The following is a 15,988-nucleotide window of genomic DNA, read 5'->3' on the forward strand; positions in this document are numbered from 1 at the left end:
GGAACAGGCCCATGACGAACGTCATTTACGAAGTCGCCGACAGCGTGGCGGTCATGACCCTCAACCGGCCGGAGGCCGCCAACGCGCAGAACCGGGCGCTGCTCGACGAACTCGACGCGGCATGGCGGGAGGCCGAAGCGGACGACCAGGTACGGGTGATCGTGCTGCGCGCCAATGGACGCCACTTCTCCGCCGGCCACGACCTCAAGGACCGGTGGCCGGCCCCGGAGCCGGTCACCCTGGAGTGGATCTACAACGCGGAGGCACAGCGGTTCCTCGGCTACGCGCTGAGGTGGCGCAACATCCCCAAGCCGTCGATCGCGGCGGTGCAGGGCAAGTGCATCGCCGCCGGGCTGATGCTGTGCTGGCCGTGCGACCTGATCGTCGCCGCCGAGAACGCCGAGTTCTCCGACCCGGTCGCGCTCATGGGCATCGGAGGGGTGGAATACCACGGCCACACTTGGGAGTTCGGGGCCCGCAAGGCCAAGGAGATCCTGTTCACCGGCGGTTCGATCACCGCGGAGGAGGCCGCCCGCTGCGGCATGGTCAACCACGTCGTCCCGCTCGACGAACTCGACGACAAGGCTGAGGAGCTTGCCCGCCGGATCGCCCGCATGCCTCCGTTCGCCCTGCGCCAGGTCAAGCGTGCCGTCAACCAGACCCTCGACGTGCAGGGCTTTCACGCCGCGATTCAGTCGGCGTTCGACATCCACCAGACGGGGCACGGCAACGCGCTCAGCGTGAGCGGCAGCGCGATGCTGACGTGGCTGGACGGGATGAAGGACAAGCTCAAGTCGGAGTGAGCGGACCGTTTCCGGCGACGCAAGACGCGGGCACCCGGGGGACGGTGTGTCGCGCCGGCCGGACCACGGCGGCCCGCCGCGTTCGGGATACCGGTCGGCTGCGGCGGTCACGGCGAGCGGCGGCTTGCGACGCCAGGGGGGCCGGGTGGCCGGCGTCGTTCGCAGGGTGGGCGACGGGATGTGTCCGGGACGGCCCCGGCGAACCGGTCGGGCCGGTGGTGTCCGCGACCTTTGGTGAACGCGTCCGATCAGTGGTGCTGCATAAGGTCGATGACCGTCTTCGCGCGCTGCGCGAGCATGACACGACCGACGACGTCCATGTGTTCGGCCCAGTGCTTCTCGGCGGATTCGGCATCGCCGTTCTCGATCAGGGTGGCCAGGCGGGCTTGGGAGCGGAGGCCTCGGGCGCGGGTGGCCGCCGCTGTGGGCTCCTCGCCGACGGAGGTGCCGGTCTGGCTGACGGCGGCGACGGCTCGGGCGACGATCTCGTTGAGCATTTCGGCGACGATGCCGAGGGTCTGGTTGCCGGCGAGTTCGACGAGGCGGGAGTGGAAGCGGGAGTTGGCCCGGCCGAAGGCCTCGGGGTCGTCGATGGTTTCGAGCTGCGCCGTGATGAGGCGGCGCAGCTCGGCCGCTGCCTCCTTGCGGTCGGGCGACGACGCCACCAGCCGGGCGGCCGTGGGCTCGATGACCTTGCGCGCGTCGTAGACGTCCGCGAGGGGCACGTTGCGGGCCTGGAGGACGAGGGCCGCGGTACGGGCGGTCATGCGCTCGTCGGGGCGGTGCGCGATGACGCCGCCGGTGACGCCGCGCTTGACGGAGATCAGACCCTCGGTTTCGAGGATGCGCAAGGCTTCGCGCAGGGAGGGCCGCGAGACGCCGAAACGGTTGATCAGGTCCGGCTCGCGCCCAAGGGATTCTCCTTCGGCGAGATCACCGCGCACAATGAGCCGGCGCAGCTCGTCGGCGACCTGCTGGGGTTTCTCCCGGGGTGCTCCGCGGTGCCGGTTTTCCTTACTGGTGTCGGTCACCTGTCCGGTTCTCCTCCGCTGGCGCCGTAAGGGCGGAAACCTCAACACTTTAACATCAACCGTCACTCGCCGTGAGGACCGGAATCTCGGTGAACTTGCCAGGTCCGAGCCGGGTGAAGCGACTGCGGGGGAGTAGGTTCCGCGGTGACGATACGGCCCGCTCTCCCGTGGGGTGATTGATACCTGTAGACGTTTATCCTCGGGGCAGTATTATGCAAGACGGTCGTGCGCGGGTGGCACGGCCGACCGCAGGAATCACGCCCAGGGCAAAGGTTGGTCCATGAGCGTTGACGCAGAGACAGGCGTGGTTCTCGTTCGGGACAACGGTGTTCTTCACATCGGTCTGAACCGTCCCCACCGCAAGAACGCCCTCGACGCCACCGCGGTCCGCACGATCATCGAGGCCCTGGAAGCTGCTGCCGTCGACGACGAGCTGAGGGTGGTCGTCATCGAGGGCAGCGGCGGCCACTTCTGCTCCGGCGCGGACTGGGTGGCGTCCAACACGGGCGAGCGACGCCGACCGCGCACCGGCAGCGTGCAACGGCGTACGGCACTCCAGGCGCACCGGCTGATCCAACTCGTCACCGAGGTGCAACTCCCTGTTGTGTGCGTCGTGACCGGCTACGCCGCCGGCCTGGGCTGCCAATTGGCGCTCGCCGCCGACTTCACGATCGCCGCGGAGTCCGCGCGCATCTGGGAGCCGTTCCTGGACCGCGGCTTCAGCCCCGACAGCGGCGCCACGTGGCTGCTGCCCCGGCTGGTCGGCATCGCCCGGGCGAAGGAACTGCTCATGCTCGGCCGCGAGTTGTCCGGTACCGAAGCCGAGGCATGGGGACTCATCCACCGGGCGGTGCCCGACGCGCAACTCACGGCGACCGCCGACGAGTTGGTCGCGAAACTCGGCAGCGCGGCCACGGTCGCGATGGGACTGACCAAGCGGGCGGTCAACAGAGGACTGGAGCTGGGTTTGGTGGAAGCGATGGAGCACGAGGCGTACGCGTTCGAACTGTCGTCGCGTACCGCCGACTTCAAGGAAGGGCTCGCCGCGTTCAAGGAGCGCAGGGTCCCCCGATTCGAGGGGCGGTAGACGACGCGCATGCGATTCGAGACGATCCTCTACGACGTGGACGACCGCGTCGCCACCGTCATGTTCAACCGGCCCGACAAGCTCAACGCCGTCAGCCCGCTCATGGCCCGCGAGTTGCGGCAGGCGTACGCCGCCGCCGAGGCCGACGACGACGTGTGGCTCATCCTCGTTACCGGCAAAGGCCGCGCGTTCTGCGCCGGAGCGGACGTCGGGGAGATCCCGGACGACGGGCGCGTGGTCTACGAGGAGCCGTACCTGTCGACGCACGCCCAGTGGGAGGCCCCGCAGGAAGCCACGCCCCCGTTCCGGACCATGACCAAGCCGGTGCTGACCGCCGTCAACGGGCTGTGTGCGGGAGCGGGCCTGGACCTGGTGACGACCGGCGACATCACCGTCGCCTCGGAGCGGGCCGAGTTCTTCGACCCGCACGTGAGCATCGGTCTTGTCTCCGGCCGGGAAGCCGTCCGGCTGGCCCGCGTGCTGCCGCCGAACATCGCGATGCGTGTCGCGCTGACCGGCCGTCACGAGCGTCTGAGCGCGCAACGCGCCTACGACCTGGGCATGATCTCCGAGGTCGTGCCGCACGACGAGCTCATGCCCCGCGCACGCGAACTCGCCGCCCTGATCAACCGCAACGCGCCGCTCGCCGTGCGCGGCACCCGTCTCGCGATCCGCAAGAGCCTGGATCTGCCGCTGCACGACGCCGAGATCCTGGCCGAGGCCTTCCGCGAACGCGTTGTCCGCACCGACGACGCCCGGGAAGGCCCCACGGCGTTCCTGGAGAAGCGCGAGCCGAAATGGCAGTGCCGATGACCGCCGCCTACTCGACGATCAAGTACGAGACGACACCCGACCGCGTCGCCACCATCACCCTTCACCGGCCGGAAGCCCTCAACGCGTTCGACCGGCGGATGTGCGAGGAGATCCGCGACGCGTGGCACCGCGTCAAGGGTGATCCCGACGTCCATGCCGTCGTCCTCCGCGCCTCCGGCGACCGCGCGTTCTGCGCCGGACTCGACGTGAGGAAGCCGTACGGACAGCCCGACGACGTGTGGAACCACGAGGACCCCGGCGAACTGCTCAGCCCCAAATGGCAGAAGTGCTGGAAGCCCGTCGTGTGCGCCGTGCAGGGCATCTGCACCGCCGGGGCGTTCTACTTCGTCAACGAGGCCGACATCGTCATCTGCTCCGACAACGCCACCTTCTTCGACTCGCACGTCACCCACGGCCGGGTCTGCGCGGTCGAGCCCATCGGCCTGATGCGCCGCATCGGACTCGGCGACACTCTCCGTATAGCCCTGATGGGCAACGACGAACGGGTGTCGGCCGAGACGGCGCTGCGGATCGGTCTGGTCACCGAGATCGTCGAACCCGCCCGGCTGTGGGAGCGGGCCCACGAGATCGCCGCGGGCATCGCGAGCAAACCGTCGGCCGCGACCCAGGGCACCGTGCGCGCGATCTGGGAGTCACTCGACCGCCCCTACCGCGCCGCGATGGAGCAGTCGCTCATCTACACCCGGCTGGGCAACCCCATCGGGATGGCCGAAGCCGACACCACCCCGAAACAGCCCTGGAGGCTCCGGTAATGGACGTCCTCACCCACCCGCTGGGCCGGCGCATCGCCGACGTCACCGCGATCGACCCGGCTGCCCCCGCCGTCGAGTATCAGGGCACCTGGCACACCTGGGGCGAGATCGGGGCGGCTGCCGAGGCGATCGCCGACCGGCTCCCCCCGGCCGCGCGGGTCGGCGTGCTGTTGCGCAACCGGCCGCTGTCGGTGGCTCACGTGCTCGGCGTCCTGCGCGCCGGAGCCTGCGTCGTGACCATCAACCCCGGACGCGGCGCCGAACGCGTCCGCGACGACATCGCGTCCCTCAAGCTGCCGTTCGTCGTCGGCGACACCGCCGACCTGGAGACCCTGGTCCCGCCGGGATACCCCGCGACCGTGCTCGGCTCCCGCGACCTCGGCGCACCCGTGGAGGTGACGCCCGGCGACCCCCGGGACGCCGACGCGGCGAGGCCGGACGTCGCCGTGCAGATGCTCACCAGCGGAACCACCGGGCCGCCCAAGCGCATCGACCTCACCTACCCGACCCTGACCAGGGTGCTGGCCGGAGCCAAGCACTACGAGTCCAACCAGGACGCGACCGTGCGGCTGCGCAAGGGCGTCGCGATCGTCAACTCGCCGCTCGTCCACCTCGGCGGGCTGTTCCGCGTCCTGCAATGCGTCAGCGACGGCCGGTCCTTCGCGCTGCTGGAGCGGTTCACCGTCGAGGACTGGGCCGACGCCGTACGACGACACCGACCGGCGACCGTGAGCCTGGTTCCCGCCGCGCTGCGCATGGTGCTGGAGGCCGACCTCGACCCCGCCGACCTGTCGAGCGTGCGGTCCGTCATCTGCGGCACCGCCCCACTGTCGCCCGACGACGCCGACGCGTTCACCGCGAAGTACGGCGTCCGCGTACTGATTTCGTACGCCGCGACCGAGTTCGGCGGCGGTGTCGCCGGATGGAACCTCGCCGACCACCACAAGTACTGGTCGGCCAAACGCGGCAGCGTCGGCCGCGCCCACGCCGGTTGCGAACTGCGCGTCGTCGACCCCGACACCGGAGAACCACGCCCGGCGGACCAGGAAGGCGTGTTGGAGGTCAAGGCGGCCCAACTTGCTACCGCCGACGGGTGGTTGCGTACGACCGACCTCGCGCGCCTCGACGCCGACGGATTCCTGTGGATCCTCGGCCGCGCCGACCAGGCCATCATCCGAGGCGGATTCAAGATCCTGCCGGACGACGTCCGCGCCGCGCTCGAACGCCATCCGGCCGTCCGCGCCGCCGCCGTCATCGGCCGCCCCGATCGGCGGCTCGGCGCCGTACCGGTCGCCGCGGTCGAACTGCGCCCCGCCGACGAGCCGGTGACGCCCGACGACCTGCTCGCGCACGCCACCGAAACCCTCGCGCGCTACGAACTCCCGGTCGAAATCCGCATCGTCGACCGGCTGCCCCGCACCCCGTCGGCCAAGGTCGACGTCGCGGCCGTCAGCGTGCTGTGGGACGAGTTGAACGAACGGGACGGAACGGGGGAGCGGTGACCGCGATTCCGCACACCGACACCGAGCCGTGGGTGTTCGGCGTCGAACCACTGCCGCAGATGGTCCGCGCCGCCGCCCAACTGCGCCGCGTCACCGGCTTGTTGCTGTCACTCGAAGAGCCCGACCCGGATCTCGACGGGCTGCTGGACGCCCTGGCACAGGCGGAACAGATCCTGACCGAGCGCGCTCCGGCACCGGAGTCCCCGCCTCGCGTCGGCACCGCTGCGGATGGTGACGGTCGTCCCTACATCGACCACTCGCGCCACATCGGCGCGTTCAACCCCTGCTTCCCCGAATACCGCATCTGCGTGGACGGCGACGAGGCGTCGGGCACCGTCAATTTCCCCGTCGCGTACGAGGGTCCACCCGGCTGTGTCCACGGCGGATTCCTCGCGGTCTTCTTCGACGCGGTGATCCAGCACCACAACTGCGATTCCGGCGTGGCCGGCAAGACCGTGACACTTGGTCTGCGCTACCGCCACCCGGCCCCGCTCCAGCACGACCTGCACTTCGCCCTCACCCGCTGCGACGCGGGCCGCCGCATCCAGTCGACGGGACAGCTACTGGACGGCGACGAACTGCTGTGCGAGGCAAGCATGGAGGCGGTCAAGGGCGACCGCGCGAAACTCCCGCCCGTCTCCCCCCGGAGGCCGCGCCCATGACCGCCACCCGCATCCACGCCGACGACGCCGTGCCGCTCACCGTCCCCGAAGCGATCCGGCAACAGGCCGCCCGGCACGGCGCCCGTACGCTGCTCACCTGCGACGACGACAACCTCACCTACGAGGAAGCCGACCGGCGCTCACGCGAACTCGCCTGCGGGCTCCTGGCGCTGGGCGCCGGGAAAGGCACCCACGTCGGGCTGCTCTACCCCGACGGCCCCGACTTCGTCGTCGCGGCGCTGGCCGCCGCCCGCATCGGGGCCGTCACCCTCCCGATGAGCACCCTGTCGACGCCTTCGGAACTGGGCACGTTGCTGCGCAACGGGGATGTCGGGATCCTCCTGGCCACCAGCTCCTACCGGTCCCACGACTACGTCGCGGCGCTCGCCGCCGCCGTCCCCGGATTCGACCCCGCTGCGGAAGCACCGCTGTTCACCGCGTCGGCGCCGGTCCTGCGACACGTCTTCTTCGCAGACACCCCCTCCGGCGTCGCGTACTCCCGGACGATCGCCCGCCTCATCGAGCGCGGCACCGAACTCGACGAGGACGTGGCCCAGGCGGCCGAGGACGCCGTCGACCCGAGCGACCGCCTCGTGATCGTGTACACCTCCGGCTCCACCAGCGCACCCAAAGGCGTCGTCCACAACCACGGATCGCTGCTGCGCCACCTCCACAACCTCAACGAGATGCGCCGCTACACCCCCGACGAGGTGCTGTTCTCCAACTCGCCGTACTTCTGGATCGGCGGCTACGCGTACATCATGCTCGGCACACTGCTCGCGGGCGCCCGCATGCTCTGCTCGAACGCCACGCGGCCCGCCGACGTGCTCGACTTCCTCGAACGCGAACGGCCGACCATGGTCAACGGCTACGTCCAGTCGATCGCCCGCCTCGCCGCCGACCCGACGTTCGCCGGACGCGACCTCTCGTCGATCCGGCGCGGCAACCTCTACCCGATCATGCCAACCGACGTCCGCCCCGCCGACCCCGCGCTGCGCCACCAGATGCTCGGCATGACCGAGACAGGCAGCGTCTGCCTGGCGAGCGAGGACGAAGGCGACCAGCCCGAGCACCGGCGCGGCTCCTTCGGACGGCCCGTTCCCGGCTTCGAGGCGCGGATCACGGACTTCGACGGCGGCGCCGACCCGGGCCCGGGGCACCAGGGCGAACTGTGGCTGCGCGGCCCGTTCGTGATGGAGGGCTACCACGGCCGCGAACGCGGTGAGGTGTTCGACGCCGACGGCTGGTATCACTCCGGTGACATCTTCAGCGTCGACGACGAGGGGTTCTTCCACTTCCACGGCCGCCGCGGCGACATGATCAAGACAGCCGGCGCCAACGTCTCGCCAACCGAAGTCGCCGACGCCATCCGCGAGATCAGCGGACTCGACGCACTCGTCGTGGGCCTCCCCGACGCCGAACGCGGCCAGATCGTCGCGGCGGCCGTACGCGTCGTCCGCGACGACCACGCACCCGCCCCCGACGAACTGCGCCGCCGCCTGGCCGAGCACCTGTCGGCGTACAAGATCCCGAGGCGCATCGTGCTGATCGCCGACGACGAGGTGCCGACCAAGCCGAGCGGCAAGATCGACATCCCCGCACTGAAGGAGCTTCTCGGTGCCGACTCGTGAACCGACGCGCGACCATGACGGCGGTACGCGTGCCGGTGCCGCGAACAACGCACCGAGCGACGCGTCGACCAACGCTCGGAACCGCGACCCGGCCCGCGTGCCGATCTCCCAGTGGACGATCCCCGCGCTGCTCGCCACTCGGCGCCGCGAACACCCCCGCGTCCAAGCCCTCGTCAGCGACGACGAATCCGTCACCTACACAGAACTCGACGACGCCGGCCGCGAGTTGGCGGCCCGCCTGGTCGGCGCCGGGGTCAACAAGGGCAGCCGGATCGGGCTGCTGATGCCCAACGGCATCGACTGGGCGGTCACCGCACTGGCCGCGATGCGCGTCGGCGCGGTCCTGGTGCCGCTCAGCACGCTGCTCAAACCGGCCGAGCTGCTGCCCCGGCTCCGCATCGCAGCCGTGTCCCACCTCATCCTGGTCGAGCGGTTCAAAGGCCGCGCCTATCTCGACGAACTCGACTCTGCACAACCGGGGTTGCTCGCAAACACCCGTAGGGGCCGCCGCCACGCGGCCGTGCCGTCGCTCCGGCAGACCTGGACCTTGGACGACCTGCCCGCCAACCCCGCGCCCGCCGAAGTGGTCGACGCCCTGGAATCGGTCGTACGCCCCGCCGACGACATGACGATCCTGTTCACCTCCGGCAGCCGAGGCACCCCCAAAGGCATCATCCACACCCACGGCAACGCACTGCGGGCCACCGCCGCCACCTTGGACGATCGCCGCGTCCGGACCGGCGAACGCCTCTACATCCCCATGCCGTTCTTCTGGACGGGAGGCTTCAGCGGCGGCCTCATCACGGCACTGCTCGCGGGCGCCACACTGCTCACCGAGGCGGAACCCGAACCAGAACGCACCATCCGCTTCCTGGAACGCGAACGGGCCACACTGTTCCGAGGCTGGCCCGACCAGGCCGCCCGACTCGCCGCTCACCCCGCCTTCGGCGACGCCGACCTGTCCGCACTGCGCCCGGCCAGTCTGCCCGCCGTCCTCGACCCCGACCGCCGGCCGCAGCCCGGGGCGCGGCCGAGCCTGTTCGGCATGACCGAGACGTTCGGTCCGTACTGCGGCGCACCGATGGACCGCGACCTGCCGCAGGACAAACACGGCAGCCTCGGCCGGCCCTTCGCCGGGGTCGAAGTACGCGTCACCGACCCCGACACCGGCACCGAGGTCGCGGCCGGCGCCGAAGGCGAGATCCGGTTGCGCGGCTCCAGCTTGATGCGGGGTATTTGCGGTCGGCACCGCAGCGAGGTGTTCACCGCCGACGGCTACTACCGCACCGGTGACCTCGGGGTGCTGGACGCCGACGGATACCTGTGGTTCCGCGGCCGCCTCGACGACATGGTCAAGGTCAAGGGAGCCACGGTGTACCCCCTTGAGGTCGAGGCCGCGCTGCGCGACGTCCCCGGCGTCTTGGAGGCGTACGTCACCGACGTCACCGACCCCACCGACGACGCGGTACGGCACATCGCCGCGCTCGTCGTCGCGCAGCCGGACGTACGGCAACCGGATCTCGTCGAAGGCGCCCGCACCCGCCTGAGCGGCTTCAAGATCCCCACCCGCTGGCTCGTCACCGGCGACCCGGCCGAGGTCCCGAGGTCGGCCGGAGGAAAGGTCGATGTCGCCGCCGTGCGGCGCCTGTTCACGGACCGGAGGTGACCTGGGAAGACGACCTCCACCTGTTCCTGCGGCGGACACACTCAACCAGTCCGTGTGCGGCACCCCCGACGACCACCGTCGGCGACCGGGCCGGCCTCGCCGACCCCCGAAGGGCGGAAACCCATGACCACCATCCGCGCCCAAGTCCCCGAACCCGTCGAGTCGTTCCGCGCCCGCGCCCGCGCGTGGCTCGCGGACGACATGCCCAAGCTCGGCAACGTCAGCCACCTCGCCCGCCACCAAGACGAGGACCGGTCGTGGATCCGCGCCCGGGAACTCCAACAGAAGCTGTACGCGGGCGGGTTCGCCGGGATCTGCTTCCCGAAGGAGTACGGCGGCCTCGGCCTGAGCCAGGACCACCAGCGCGCGTTCAACGAGGAATCCACCGGCTACGAACTGCCCATCCTCCTCAACATCCCTACGTTCAGCGTCTGTTGCGCCACCTTGCTGGAATGGGGCACCGAGGAGCAGAAGCGTACGCACATCGCCGCGGCGATCCGAGGTGAGGAAGTCCTCGCGCAGTTCCTGTCCGAGCCCAGCGGCGGGTCCGACCTCGCCGGACTCACCACCCGCGCCGAACTCCAGGGCGACGAATGGGTGGTCCATGGCGCCAAGACCTGGAGCACGTCGGCGTACGGCGCCGACTACGCGCTCTGCCTCGCCCGTACCGACCCGAACAGGCCCAAGCACGACGGCCTCACGATGTTCCTGATGCCGACGAAGGCGCCGGGGCTGACCATGAACCGCATCCGCATGGTCGACGGCTCCACCGAGTTCTGCGAGGAGTTCTTCGACGACGTCCGGCTCCCCGCCGACGCCGTCGTGGGCGAGGTCAACGGTGGCTGGAAGGTCGCCACGCGCCAACTGCACCACGAACGCACCGCGATGGGCGGCGGATCGCCGTACACCAGCGGTGAGGGCATGCCGCGCAGCAAGTCGGCCATGCAGCCGATCGAGGTCGCCCGGGCGTCCGGCCGCACCGCCGACCCGGAAGTACGCACGATGATCGGCGAGGCGCTGGCGCTCGCCACCGTGCACGAACAACTGGTCGAACGAATCTCCCACGGACTCGCCTCCGGCCACCTGCAAGGCCCCGCCATCACGATGCTGCGCCTCTTCCACGCCGAGACCTCACAGGCCGAGAACGACCTCGGCCTGCGCATCGCCGGCTCGATGGCCGCCGTCGGGTCCGGCCCCGACCCGGACTTCGCCCGGCAGGTGGGCACGTCGTTCCTCAATCGGCAGGTCATCAGCCTCGGCGGCGGCAGCACCGAGATGGCCCGCAACGTCATCAGCGAGCGCCTGCTCGGCATGCCCCGCGAGTACGCCCCCGACCGGGGCGTGCCGTTCAACCGGATCGCCCGGGGCCGACCCTCCCCGGGACCGGCCCCGGCCCGCGCGCCCCATGCATCGCGCCCGCAGGCCGACCGGTGAGAGGAGACGACCGCGCTCGTCGACGATGGTGCTTCGGCCGACCGCAGCAGTCAACGCCCCCGCCGCCACCCAGCGACAACGATTTCGCATCCCCTGTGACTCGCAATCATATGATAATAACGGGCCTTCGCATCCAAGCTGATACCGTCGTGGGTTTGTTGGAGTGCGTCGCCTTGGCGACCGCGAGCAGGGGTGCCGTCAGTCGCCCGAGCGCGGACCTGTGGGCGGACTTGGCACGTGGACAGGTTCGGGTACGCCGGACGTTTCGGTGGAACGGCGCGTGGTTGTCATTTGATCGGGTTGTACTGGTAGGTGAGCGTCACCGAGTCGCCGGCCTGCACCCAACTTTCGGCGCGGGGGGACATCGCGACGACCTGCATGTGCGGCACCTGGAGGTTCTTCTCGGAGGGGACCTTCACCGGATTGAGGCCCAGGTCGCGCAGCGAGGCGGCGGCGGTGTCGACGTTCTGGCCCACGTAGTTCCGCAGTTGGAACTTGCCGTCCGCGACGTGCAGGACGACGGTGCTGCCCACGTCCACGAGGACGCCCTCTTCGGGTTCGGTGCCCCGTACGTTGTTCTTGGGGATGCCGGAGTGCTCGTCGACGACGACCCGCGCTTTGAGACCGTCCTCGGCCAGTTCGCGTTCGGCGGTCTCCAGGGGGAGTCCGTACAGGTCGCGCATCTCAACCTGCTTGGGGGCGGATGGCGGCAGCGTGCTCGGAACCTTGCCGTTGCCGTTTCCGTTTTCGTTGCTGTTCCCGTTGCCGCCGCCGGGTTTGCCGGGGGACGACGGCGGTGGGCTGCCTCCGCCGTCGCGACCGCCGTTACCGTCGGAGCCGCCGATGCCGCCGCCTTCGCCGCCCGCAGCGGCGGCACCCGGCGGCGAGCCCGCGGAGCTGTCGTTGTCACGGCCCCCACCGGCCTGGACGGCGACAACCGCGGCGATCACGATCAGCACCAGCACGAACGCGCCGACCAGCAGCGGAATCCCCCGCCTGGCCGTGCGTGGCACGGGAGTCCCCGGAACGCCGCCGGAGGTGCCGGGGTCCGACCTGTCCACGCGTACCCGGCCCGGCACGTCCACGGCGAACGCCGCGCAGGCCGCCGCCGACGGATCGGCCTGTGAGACAACGCGGAGCGCGATGCCGAACCGTGCGCCGGCCGCGTCGCCGGCCTCCCGCGCGAGGTCCGCGCCCGGGACACCGAACCGCGACGCGACGTCGAGGCCCGCCCCCACCCGGTCGCGCGGCGGCGTGTAGCGGAGTTCGACGGTGCGGACGCCGCCGGGTGCGAGCCGGGCGGTGAGCGCCGCCTCGTCGAACCGGAGTTCCCCGTCGACCTGTTCGACCGGCTCGACACGGTACGAGTCGGCGGTGTCGCCGGCGTTGCGGATCGTCAGGCGTACCGTCACCGGCCGCCCCGGTCGCCCTTGCTGCCGGTCCGGCTCACACCAGGCCTGGATTCCGCCGTGTGTTCCCGCACGCAGATCCGTGCCGCAGCGAGGACCGGGGCAGTACACCCCGAGACGTTCCGCGCCATCGGTACGCACACCGCACAAGCGGCAGTAGAGTGCCACGCTTCGACCCCCGCTTGGCTTTCCGCGGACGACACCGCGGCCGGTCAGTGCCGCAACCAGCCTGCGGCGCAGGCACCTTGGGGTCCACGACACCGTGTCACTCAGTGACCCGCGGCCGCGAAATGCCCGGGCGCGGGGCCGTATGGCGCGGGATAGTGGCGGAATGGACGACCACACGGTCACCGGCAGGGTCGTCGCCGTCCTCGACGTGGTGGCGGCGGGCCGCGGGCCGGTGACACTCGCCGAACTGACCCGGGCCACCGGCATCCCGAAGCCGACCGTCCGGCGCATCGCCGCCGACCTGGTCGCGCGCAACATGCTGCGGCGCGACGAGAACGGCTACCGCCTCGGCGGCCGCATGCTCCAGTACGGCATGCGCGCCTCCGAGCAGCAGGGGCTGTCGGCGCTCTCGACACCGCACGTCCACGACATGTTGGCGCGCACCCGGGAGATCGCCTGGGTCGGGGCGGTCACCGACAGCGGAGTGACGGTCCTGAGCCTCGCGTTCGGCACCAACCGCGCCGAGATCGCGGGCTCGTTCGGCTCTGGCTTCTCGTTCGGCCACCCGGCCTTTCCCGCCACCGCCATGGGCCGTCTCATCCTCGCCGAACACCCCGAGCTGCTGGACCGGTTGCGGCGTCGGCCGCCGGCCCGGCTGACCCGCTACACGACGACCTCGTGGAGGCGGTTCGACACCGTGATCGCTGCCATCCGCGACACCGGCATCGCCACCGAGGTCGAGCAGGGCGCCCTCGGCTACAGTTGCGCCGCCGCTCCACTGCGCGGCCCGGACGGCACTCTCATCGGCATGATCGGCGTCACCGGCCGGACTCCCCGGCTGTCCATAGGCCGACTGACGGGCGTTCTCCGCTCCGTCGCGGAGGACATCACCACGGGCCTGGCCGCGGGGAGCCTCAGCCCCGGCGTTGCCGGGCACGGCGGACCGGCGTCACCGGTGCTTGGCTCTGAGCACGTCATCGTCGGCGACTGACTTCGCCTGGGCGCCTCGTCACCGGCGGGAGAAACCCGGCGGCACGCGAGTCGGCGGCCGGTTCAGGAGGTGGCGGCGATCAGGTCGACGAGGTCCAACGTGTCGCCGCCCACTTCGGTGAGCCAAGGGTCGTCGATGTAGGTGAAGTCGCCGGTCTCGGTGTCGAGGAGGCCGATGCTCCCGGGGGTCAGGTGTTGGCGGGGGTTGACCGGTTCCGGGGCCCATCGGGTGGCCTTGGGTTCCACCAACTGGGCGAGCGCGTACGAGGTCGTGGGGCCGTACCGGCGTGGGCCGTTGGGGTGGTGGTAGTGGCCGCTGACGTGGACGCGCGGTCGCAGGTGTTCGATGAGGCGGGTCAGCTTCGGCGAGCCCTGCGTGTTTCCGCGCCTGTCGAGTGACATCCCGTACGGGCCGTCGTGGGTGACGAGGATGTCGACGCCGCCGGGTTGTGTCGCCATCAGACGTGCGTACGCGGTGCCGTCCAGGTCCATTTTTCCCGGCAGTTCGATCAGTCCGAGGAACGCCACGCGCTGCCCGGCGACTTCGAGCACGGTGCCGCACGCGACATGGCGGTAGGCGCCGAGCGGGTCCACCGGCACGGCCTCGGCGGCGGCCTGGTCGTGGAGCTGTGCGAGCCAGTCGTGGTCCTCGTGGTTGCCGCTGACGAACAGCACAGGAGGGACGTGTTGGAGGGCTGCGCGCACCCCGTCGGCGAACCGCGGCGGCGGGTCCAGCAGACGCAGGAAGTCGCCTTGGGCGGGGTGGTCCCGCGCGAAGCGGCGGGTGGAGTCGTCGAACCGGTCATACGACGGGTAGGCGCCCAGGTCCCCGACCTGGATCACGGCGTCGAGCCGGATCTCCCGACGTGCCTGCATCGTCACCGCCGCACCGAGTGCGTGCAGCACGCATCCGTGGACATCGCCAACAAAAGCGATCCTCATCGCCCATCGACCTTTCTCACGAGCCGTTGTCACGGCACGGCACAGGCCGGGCGGCGCAGCGATGCGGTGTCAACCACCGCCCGGGCGGTGGCTCACATCCCAGCGCTCCGCCATCCGGAGACGGCCGAGCCGTATCGAGCATCGCAGCCGACGCGAGCCCGCGTAAACAGAAATCGAGGGCGCGACGGGGAGTTCGTGCCGTGGCCGGGTCACGGACCTCGTTCCCGCAGGCTCCGAAGGACGTCCTCGGCGTCTTGCGCAGGCGTCGTGTCGACCATGCGGTGCATCGCCGCCTTCACCGGGAGCGGGATCGCCGCGTGCGGCGCGGCCGAGCAGGCTCGCACCAGCCCCGGCGCCGCACGGGACGCGGGGAAACGGCTGCGGACGCGGGTCAAGGCGTCACTGGAACAGGCGTCCGGAAGTTTCCGGTGCGGGTTGGGCCGCAGGCAGGTTCAGCTTGCCCGGTCGCGGGGTGAGTACGGGTACTCATGTCGGCAGGACTGGGTTCCGGCAGGGTTTCGGGCATGGTCGTACACCCGTTTTCCTGCGCCAGGCCGGTCGCCCGGTGGATTCCGGCGTTGGCCGTTGCTGCGTGGTCGGCGCTGCTGTCCGTGGTCACCGCGTGGAAGGTCGGCAGCATGGACGCCGACCCGTCGACGAAGTCGGCTCTGCCGCTGCGCCGCGTCGTCGAGCCGGTGGTGTCCGGAACCGCGGAGCAGGCCGTGTTCGCAGTGGGGGCCGTGGCGTTCGGGGTGGTTTCCGTGGTGATCCTGGTCCTCGCCGTGCGGGGACGGCTGAACTGGCGGTGGTGGACGGTCATGGCCTCGGCGGTGGCGGTCGCGGTGCCGCTGGGATGGGGCTACCGGGTGGCGACGGCCGCACAACCGGGCCCGAACATCGGCGAACCGGTCGTCTTCGTTGTCTGCGTGTGGACGGTTCTCACCGCCCCGTTGGTGATCCGACGTGCCGTCACCGTCCACCGGTGGCCGAGTACCGCCGCTCATGCCCCGGAGGGACCGTGGCCGGGGCCGACGGCCCGGCACTCCGCGCCGTAGGCTACCGCTTTGTTCTTTGAAA

14 protein-coding genes are annotated in these 15,988 nt (G+C 70.6%); 11 read left to right on the forward strand and 3 right to left on the reverse strand.

Annotation, left to right across the window (positions count from 1 at the left end; all coding sequences use genetic code 11):
- The first annotated feature begins 11 nt into the window (after positions 1-11).
- Positions 12-803 carry an enoyl-CoA hydratase gene (locus ACRX5W_RS28620; protein ID WP_436791247.1) on the forward strand — a complete coding sequence of 264 codons (792 nt, stop codon included), beginning with the start codon at positions 12-14 and terminating at the stop codon, positions 801-803.
- A gap of 248 nt (positions 804-1,051) precedes the next feature.
- Here the strand turns inward: ACRX5W_RS28620 and ACRX5W_RS28625 are convergent, their stop codons facing one another.
- Positions 1,052-1,834, reverse strand: coding sequence for a FadR/GntR family transcriptional regulator (locus ACRX5W_RS28625; RefSeq protein WP_436791248.1), 783 nt, complete (start codon positions 1,832-1,834; stop codon positions 1,052-1,054).
- A 280-nt stretch (positions 1,835-2,114) separates the two neighbouring features.
- Here ACRX5W_RS28625 and ACRX5W_RS28630 point away from each other — a divergent pair, with 280 nt between their 5' ends.
- The 8 genes from ACRX5W_RS28630 to ACRX5W_RS28665 all read left to right on the forward strand — a co-directional run bounded on the left by ACRX5W_RS28630 (position 2,115) and on the right by ACRX5W_RS28665 (position 11,402).
- Entirely contained in the window at positions 2,115-2,921 is an 807-nt protein-coding gene (locus tag ACRX5W_RS28630) for an enoyl-CoA hydratase/isomerase family protein (protein WP_436791249.1), read from the forward strand.
- A 9-nt stretch (positions 2,922-2,930) separates the two neighbouring features.
- Positions 2,931-3,734, forward strand: coding sequence for an enoyl-CoA hydratase/isomerase family protein (locus ACRX5W_RS28635; RefSeq protein WP_436791250.1), 804 nt, complete (start codon positions 2,931-2,933; stop codon positions 3,732-3,734).
- A complete protein-coding gene (locus ACRX5W_RS28640) occupies positions 3,719-4,507 on the forward strand; it encodes an enoyl-CoA hydratase/isomerase family protein (RefSeq protein WP_436791251.1) in 789 nt (262 codons plus the stop codon). Before ACRX5W_RS28635 ends, ACRX5W_RS28640 begins: the two co-directional genes overlap by 16 nt.
- Positions 4,507-6,009 carry a class I adenylate-forming enzyme family protein gene (locus ACRX5W_RS28645; RefSeq protein WP_436791252.1) on the forward strand — a complete coding sequence of 501 codons (1,503 nt, stop codon included), beginning with the start codon at positions 4,507-4,509 and terminating at the stop codon, positions 6,007-6,009. The genes ACRX5W_RS28640 and ACRX5W_RS28645 overlap by 1 nt, the downstream gene beginning before the upstream one ends.
- A complete protein-coding gene (locus tag ACRX5W_RS28650) occupies positions 6,006-6,671 on the forward strand; it encodes a hypothetical protein (RefSeq protein WP_436791253.1) in 666 nt (221 codons plus the stop codon). The genes ACRX5W_RS28645 and ACRX5W_RS28650 overlap by 4 nt, the downstream gene beginning before the upstream one ends.
- A complete protein-coding gene (locus ACRX5W_RS28655) occupies positions 6,668-8,302 on the forward strand; it encodes a class I adenylate-forming enzyme family protein (RefSeq protein ID WP_436791254.1) in 1,635 nt (544 codons plus the stop codon). Before ACRX5W_RS28650 ends, ACRX5W_RS28655 begins: the two co-directional genes overlap by 4 nt.
- Positions 8,289-9,968: a class I adenylate-forming enzyme family protein gene (locus ACRX5W_RS28660; RefSeq protein ID WP_436791255.1), complete on the forward strand. Its 1,680-nt coding sequence runs from the start codon at positions 8,289-8,291 to the stop codon at positions 9,966-9,968. Before ACRX5W_RS28655 ends, ACRX5W_RS28660 begins: the two co-directional genes overlap by 14 nt.
- 123 nt (positions 9,969-10,091) lie before the next feature.
- The gene (locus tag ACRX5W_RS28665; RefSeq protein ID WP_436791256.1) at positions 10,092-11,402 is read left to right on the forward strand and encodes an acyl-CoA dehydrogenase family protein; all 1,311 of its coding nucleotides are present in this window, start codon (positions 10,092-10,094) and stop codon (positions 11,400-11,402) included.
- 287 nt (positions 11,403-11,689) lie between these two features.
- Here the strand turns inward: ACRX5W_RS28665 and ACRX5W_RS28670 are convergent, their stop codons facing one another.
- A complete protein-coding gene (locus tag ACRX5W_RS28670; RefSeq protein ID WP_436791257.1) occupies positions 11,690-12,814 on the reverse strand; it encodes a PASTA domain-containing protein in 1,125 nt (374 codons plus the stop codon).
- Between the two features lie 328 nt (positions 12,815-13,142).
- On the opposite strand from ACRX5W_RS28670, the gene ACRX5W_RS28675 reads away from it, so the two are divergent.
- Positions 13,143-13,970: an IclR family transcriptional regulator gene (locus ACRX5W_RS28675; protein ID WP_436791258.1), complete on the forward strand. Its 828-nt coding sequence runs from the start codon at positions 13,143-13,145 to the stop codon at positions 13,968-13,970.
- Positions 13,971-14,032: 62 nt separating this feature from the next.
- Here the strand turns inward: ACRX5W_RS28675 and ACRX5W_RS28680 are convergent, their stop codons facing one another.
- Complete coding sequence (locus ACRX5W_RS28680) at positions 14,033-14,911, reverse strand: metallophosphoesterase family protein (RefSeq protein ID WP_436791259.1); 879 nt, start codon at positions 14,909-14,911, stop codon at positions 14,033-14,035.
- A gap of 578 nt (positions 14,912-15,489) precedes the next feature.
- Here ACRX5W_RS28680 and ACRX5W_RS28685 point away from each other — a divergent pair.
- Entirely contained in the window at positions 15,490-15,966 is a 477-nt protein-coding gene (locus tag ACRX5W_RS28685; RefSeq protein WP_436791260.1) for a hypothetical protein, read from the forward strand.
- The last annotated feature ends 22 nt before the right edge of the window (positions 15,967-15,988 follow it).

This window comes from Yinghuangia sp. YIM S10712, assembly GCF_051388935.1.
In the GTDB taxonomy this organism is placed as follows: Bacteria; Actinomycetota; Actinomycetes; order Streptomycetales; family Streptomycetaceae; genus Yinghuangia.

What these genes read in the sequence shown, in the direction of transcription:
- ACRX5W_RS28620 (WP_436791247.1), top strand. Translation starts at nt 12, where the DNA reads ATGACGAACGTCATTTACGAAGTCGCCGACAGCGTGGCGGTCATGACC.
- ACRX5W_RS28630 (WP_436791249.1), top strand. Translation starts at nt 2,115, where the DNA reads ATGAGCGTTGACGCAGAGACAGGCGTGGTTCTCGTTCGGGACAACGGT.
- ACRX5W_RS28635 (WP_436791250.1), top strand. Translation starts at nt 2,931, where the DNA reads ATGCGATTCGAGACGATCCTCTACGACGTGGACGACCGCGTCGCCACC.
- ACRX5W_RS28640 (WP_436791251.1), top strand. Translation starts at nt 3,719, where the DNA reads ATGGCAGTGCCGATGACCGCCGCCTACTCGACGATCAAGTACGAGACG.
- ACRX5W_RS28645 (WP_436791252.1), top strand. Translation starts at nt 4,507, where the DNA reads ATGGACGTCCTCACCCACCCGCTGGGCCGGCGCATCGCCGACGTCACC.
- ACRX5W_RS28655 (WP_436791254.1), top strand. Translation starts at nt 6,668, where the DNA reads ATGACCGCCACCCGCATCCACGCCGACGACGCCGTGCCGCTCACCGTC.
- ACRX5W_RS28665 (WP_436791256.1), top strand. Translation starts at nt 10,092, where the DNA reads ATGACCACCATCCGCGCCCAAGTCCCCGAACCCGTCGAGTCGTTCCGC.
- ACRX5W_RS28675 (WP_436791258.1), top strand. Translation starts at nt 13,143, where the DNA reads ATGGACGACCACACGGTCACCGGCAGGGTCGTCGCCGTCCTCGACGTG.
- ACRX5W_RS28680 (WP_436791259.1), bottom strand. Translation starts at nt 14,911, where the DNA reads ATGAGGATCGCTTTTGTTGGCGATGTCCACGGATGCGTGCTGCACGCA.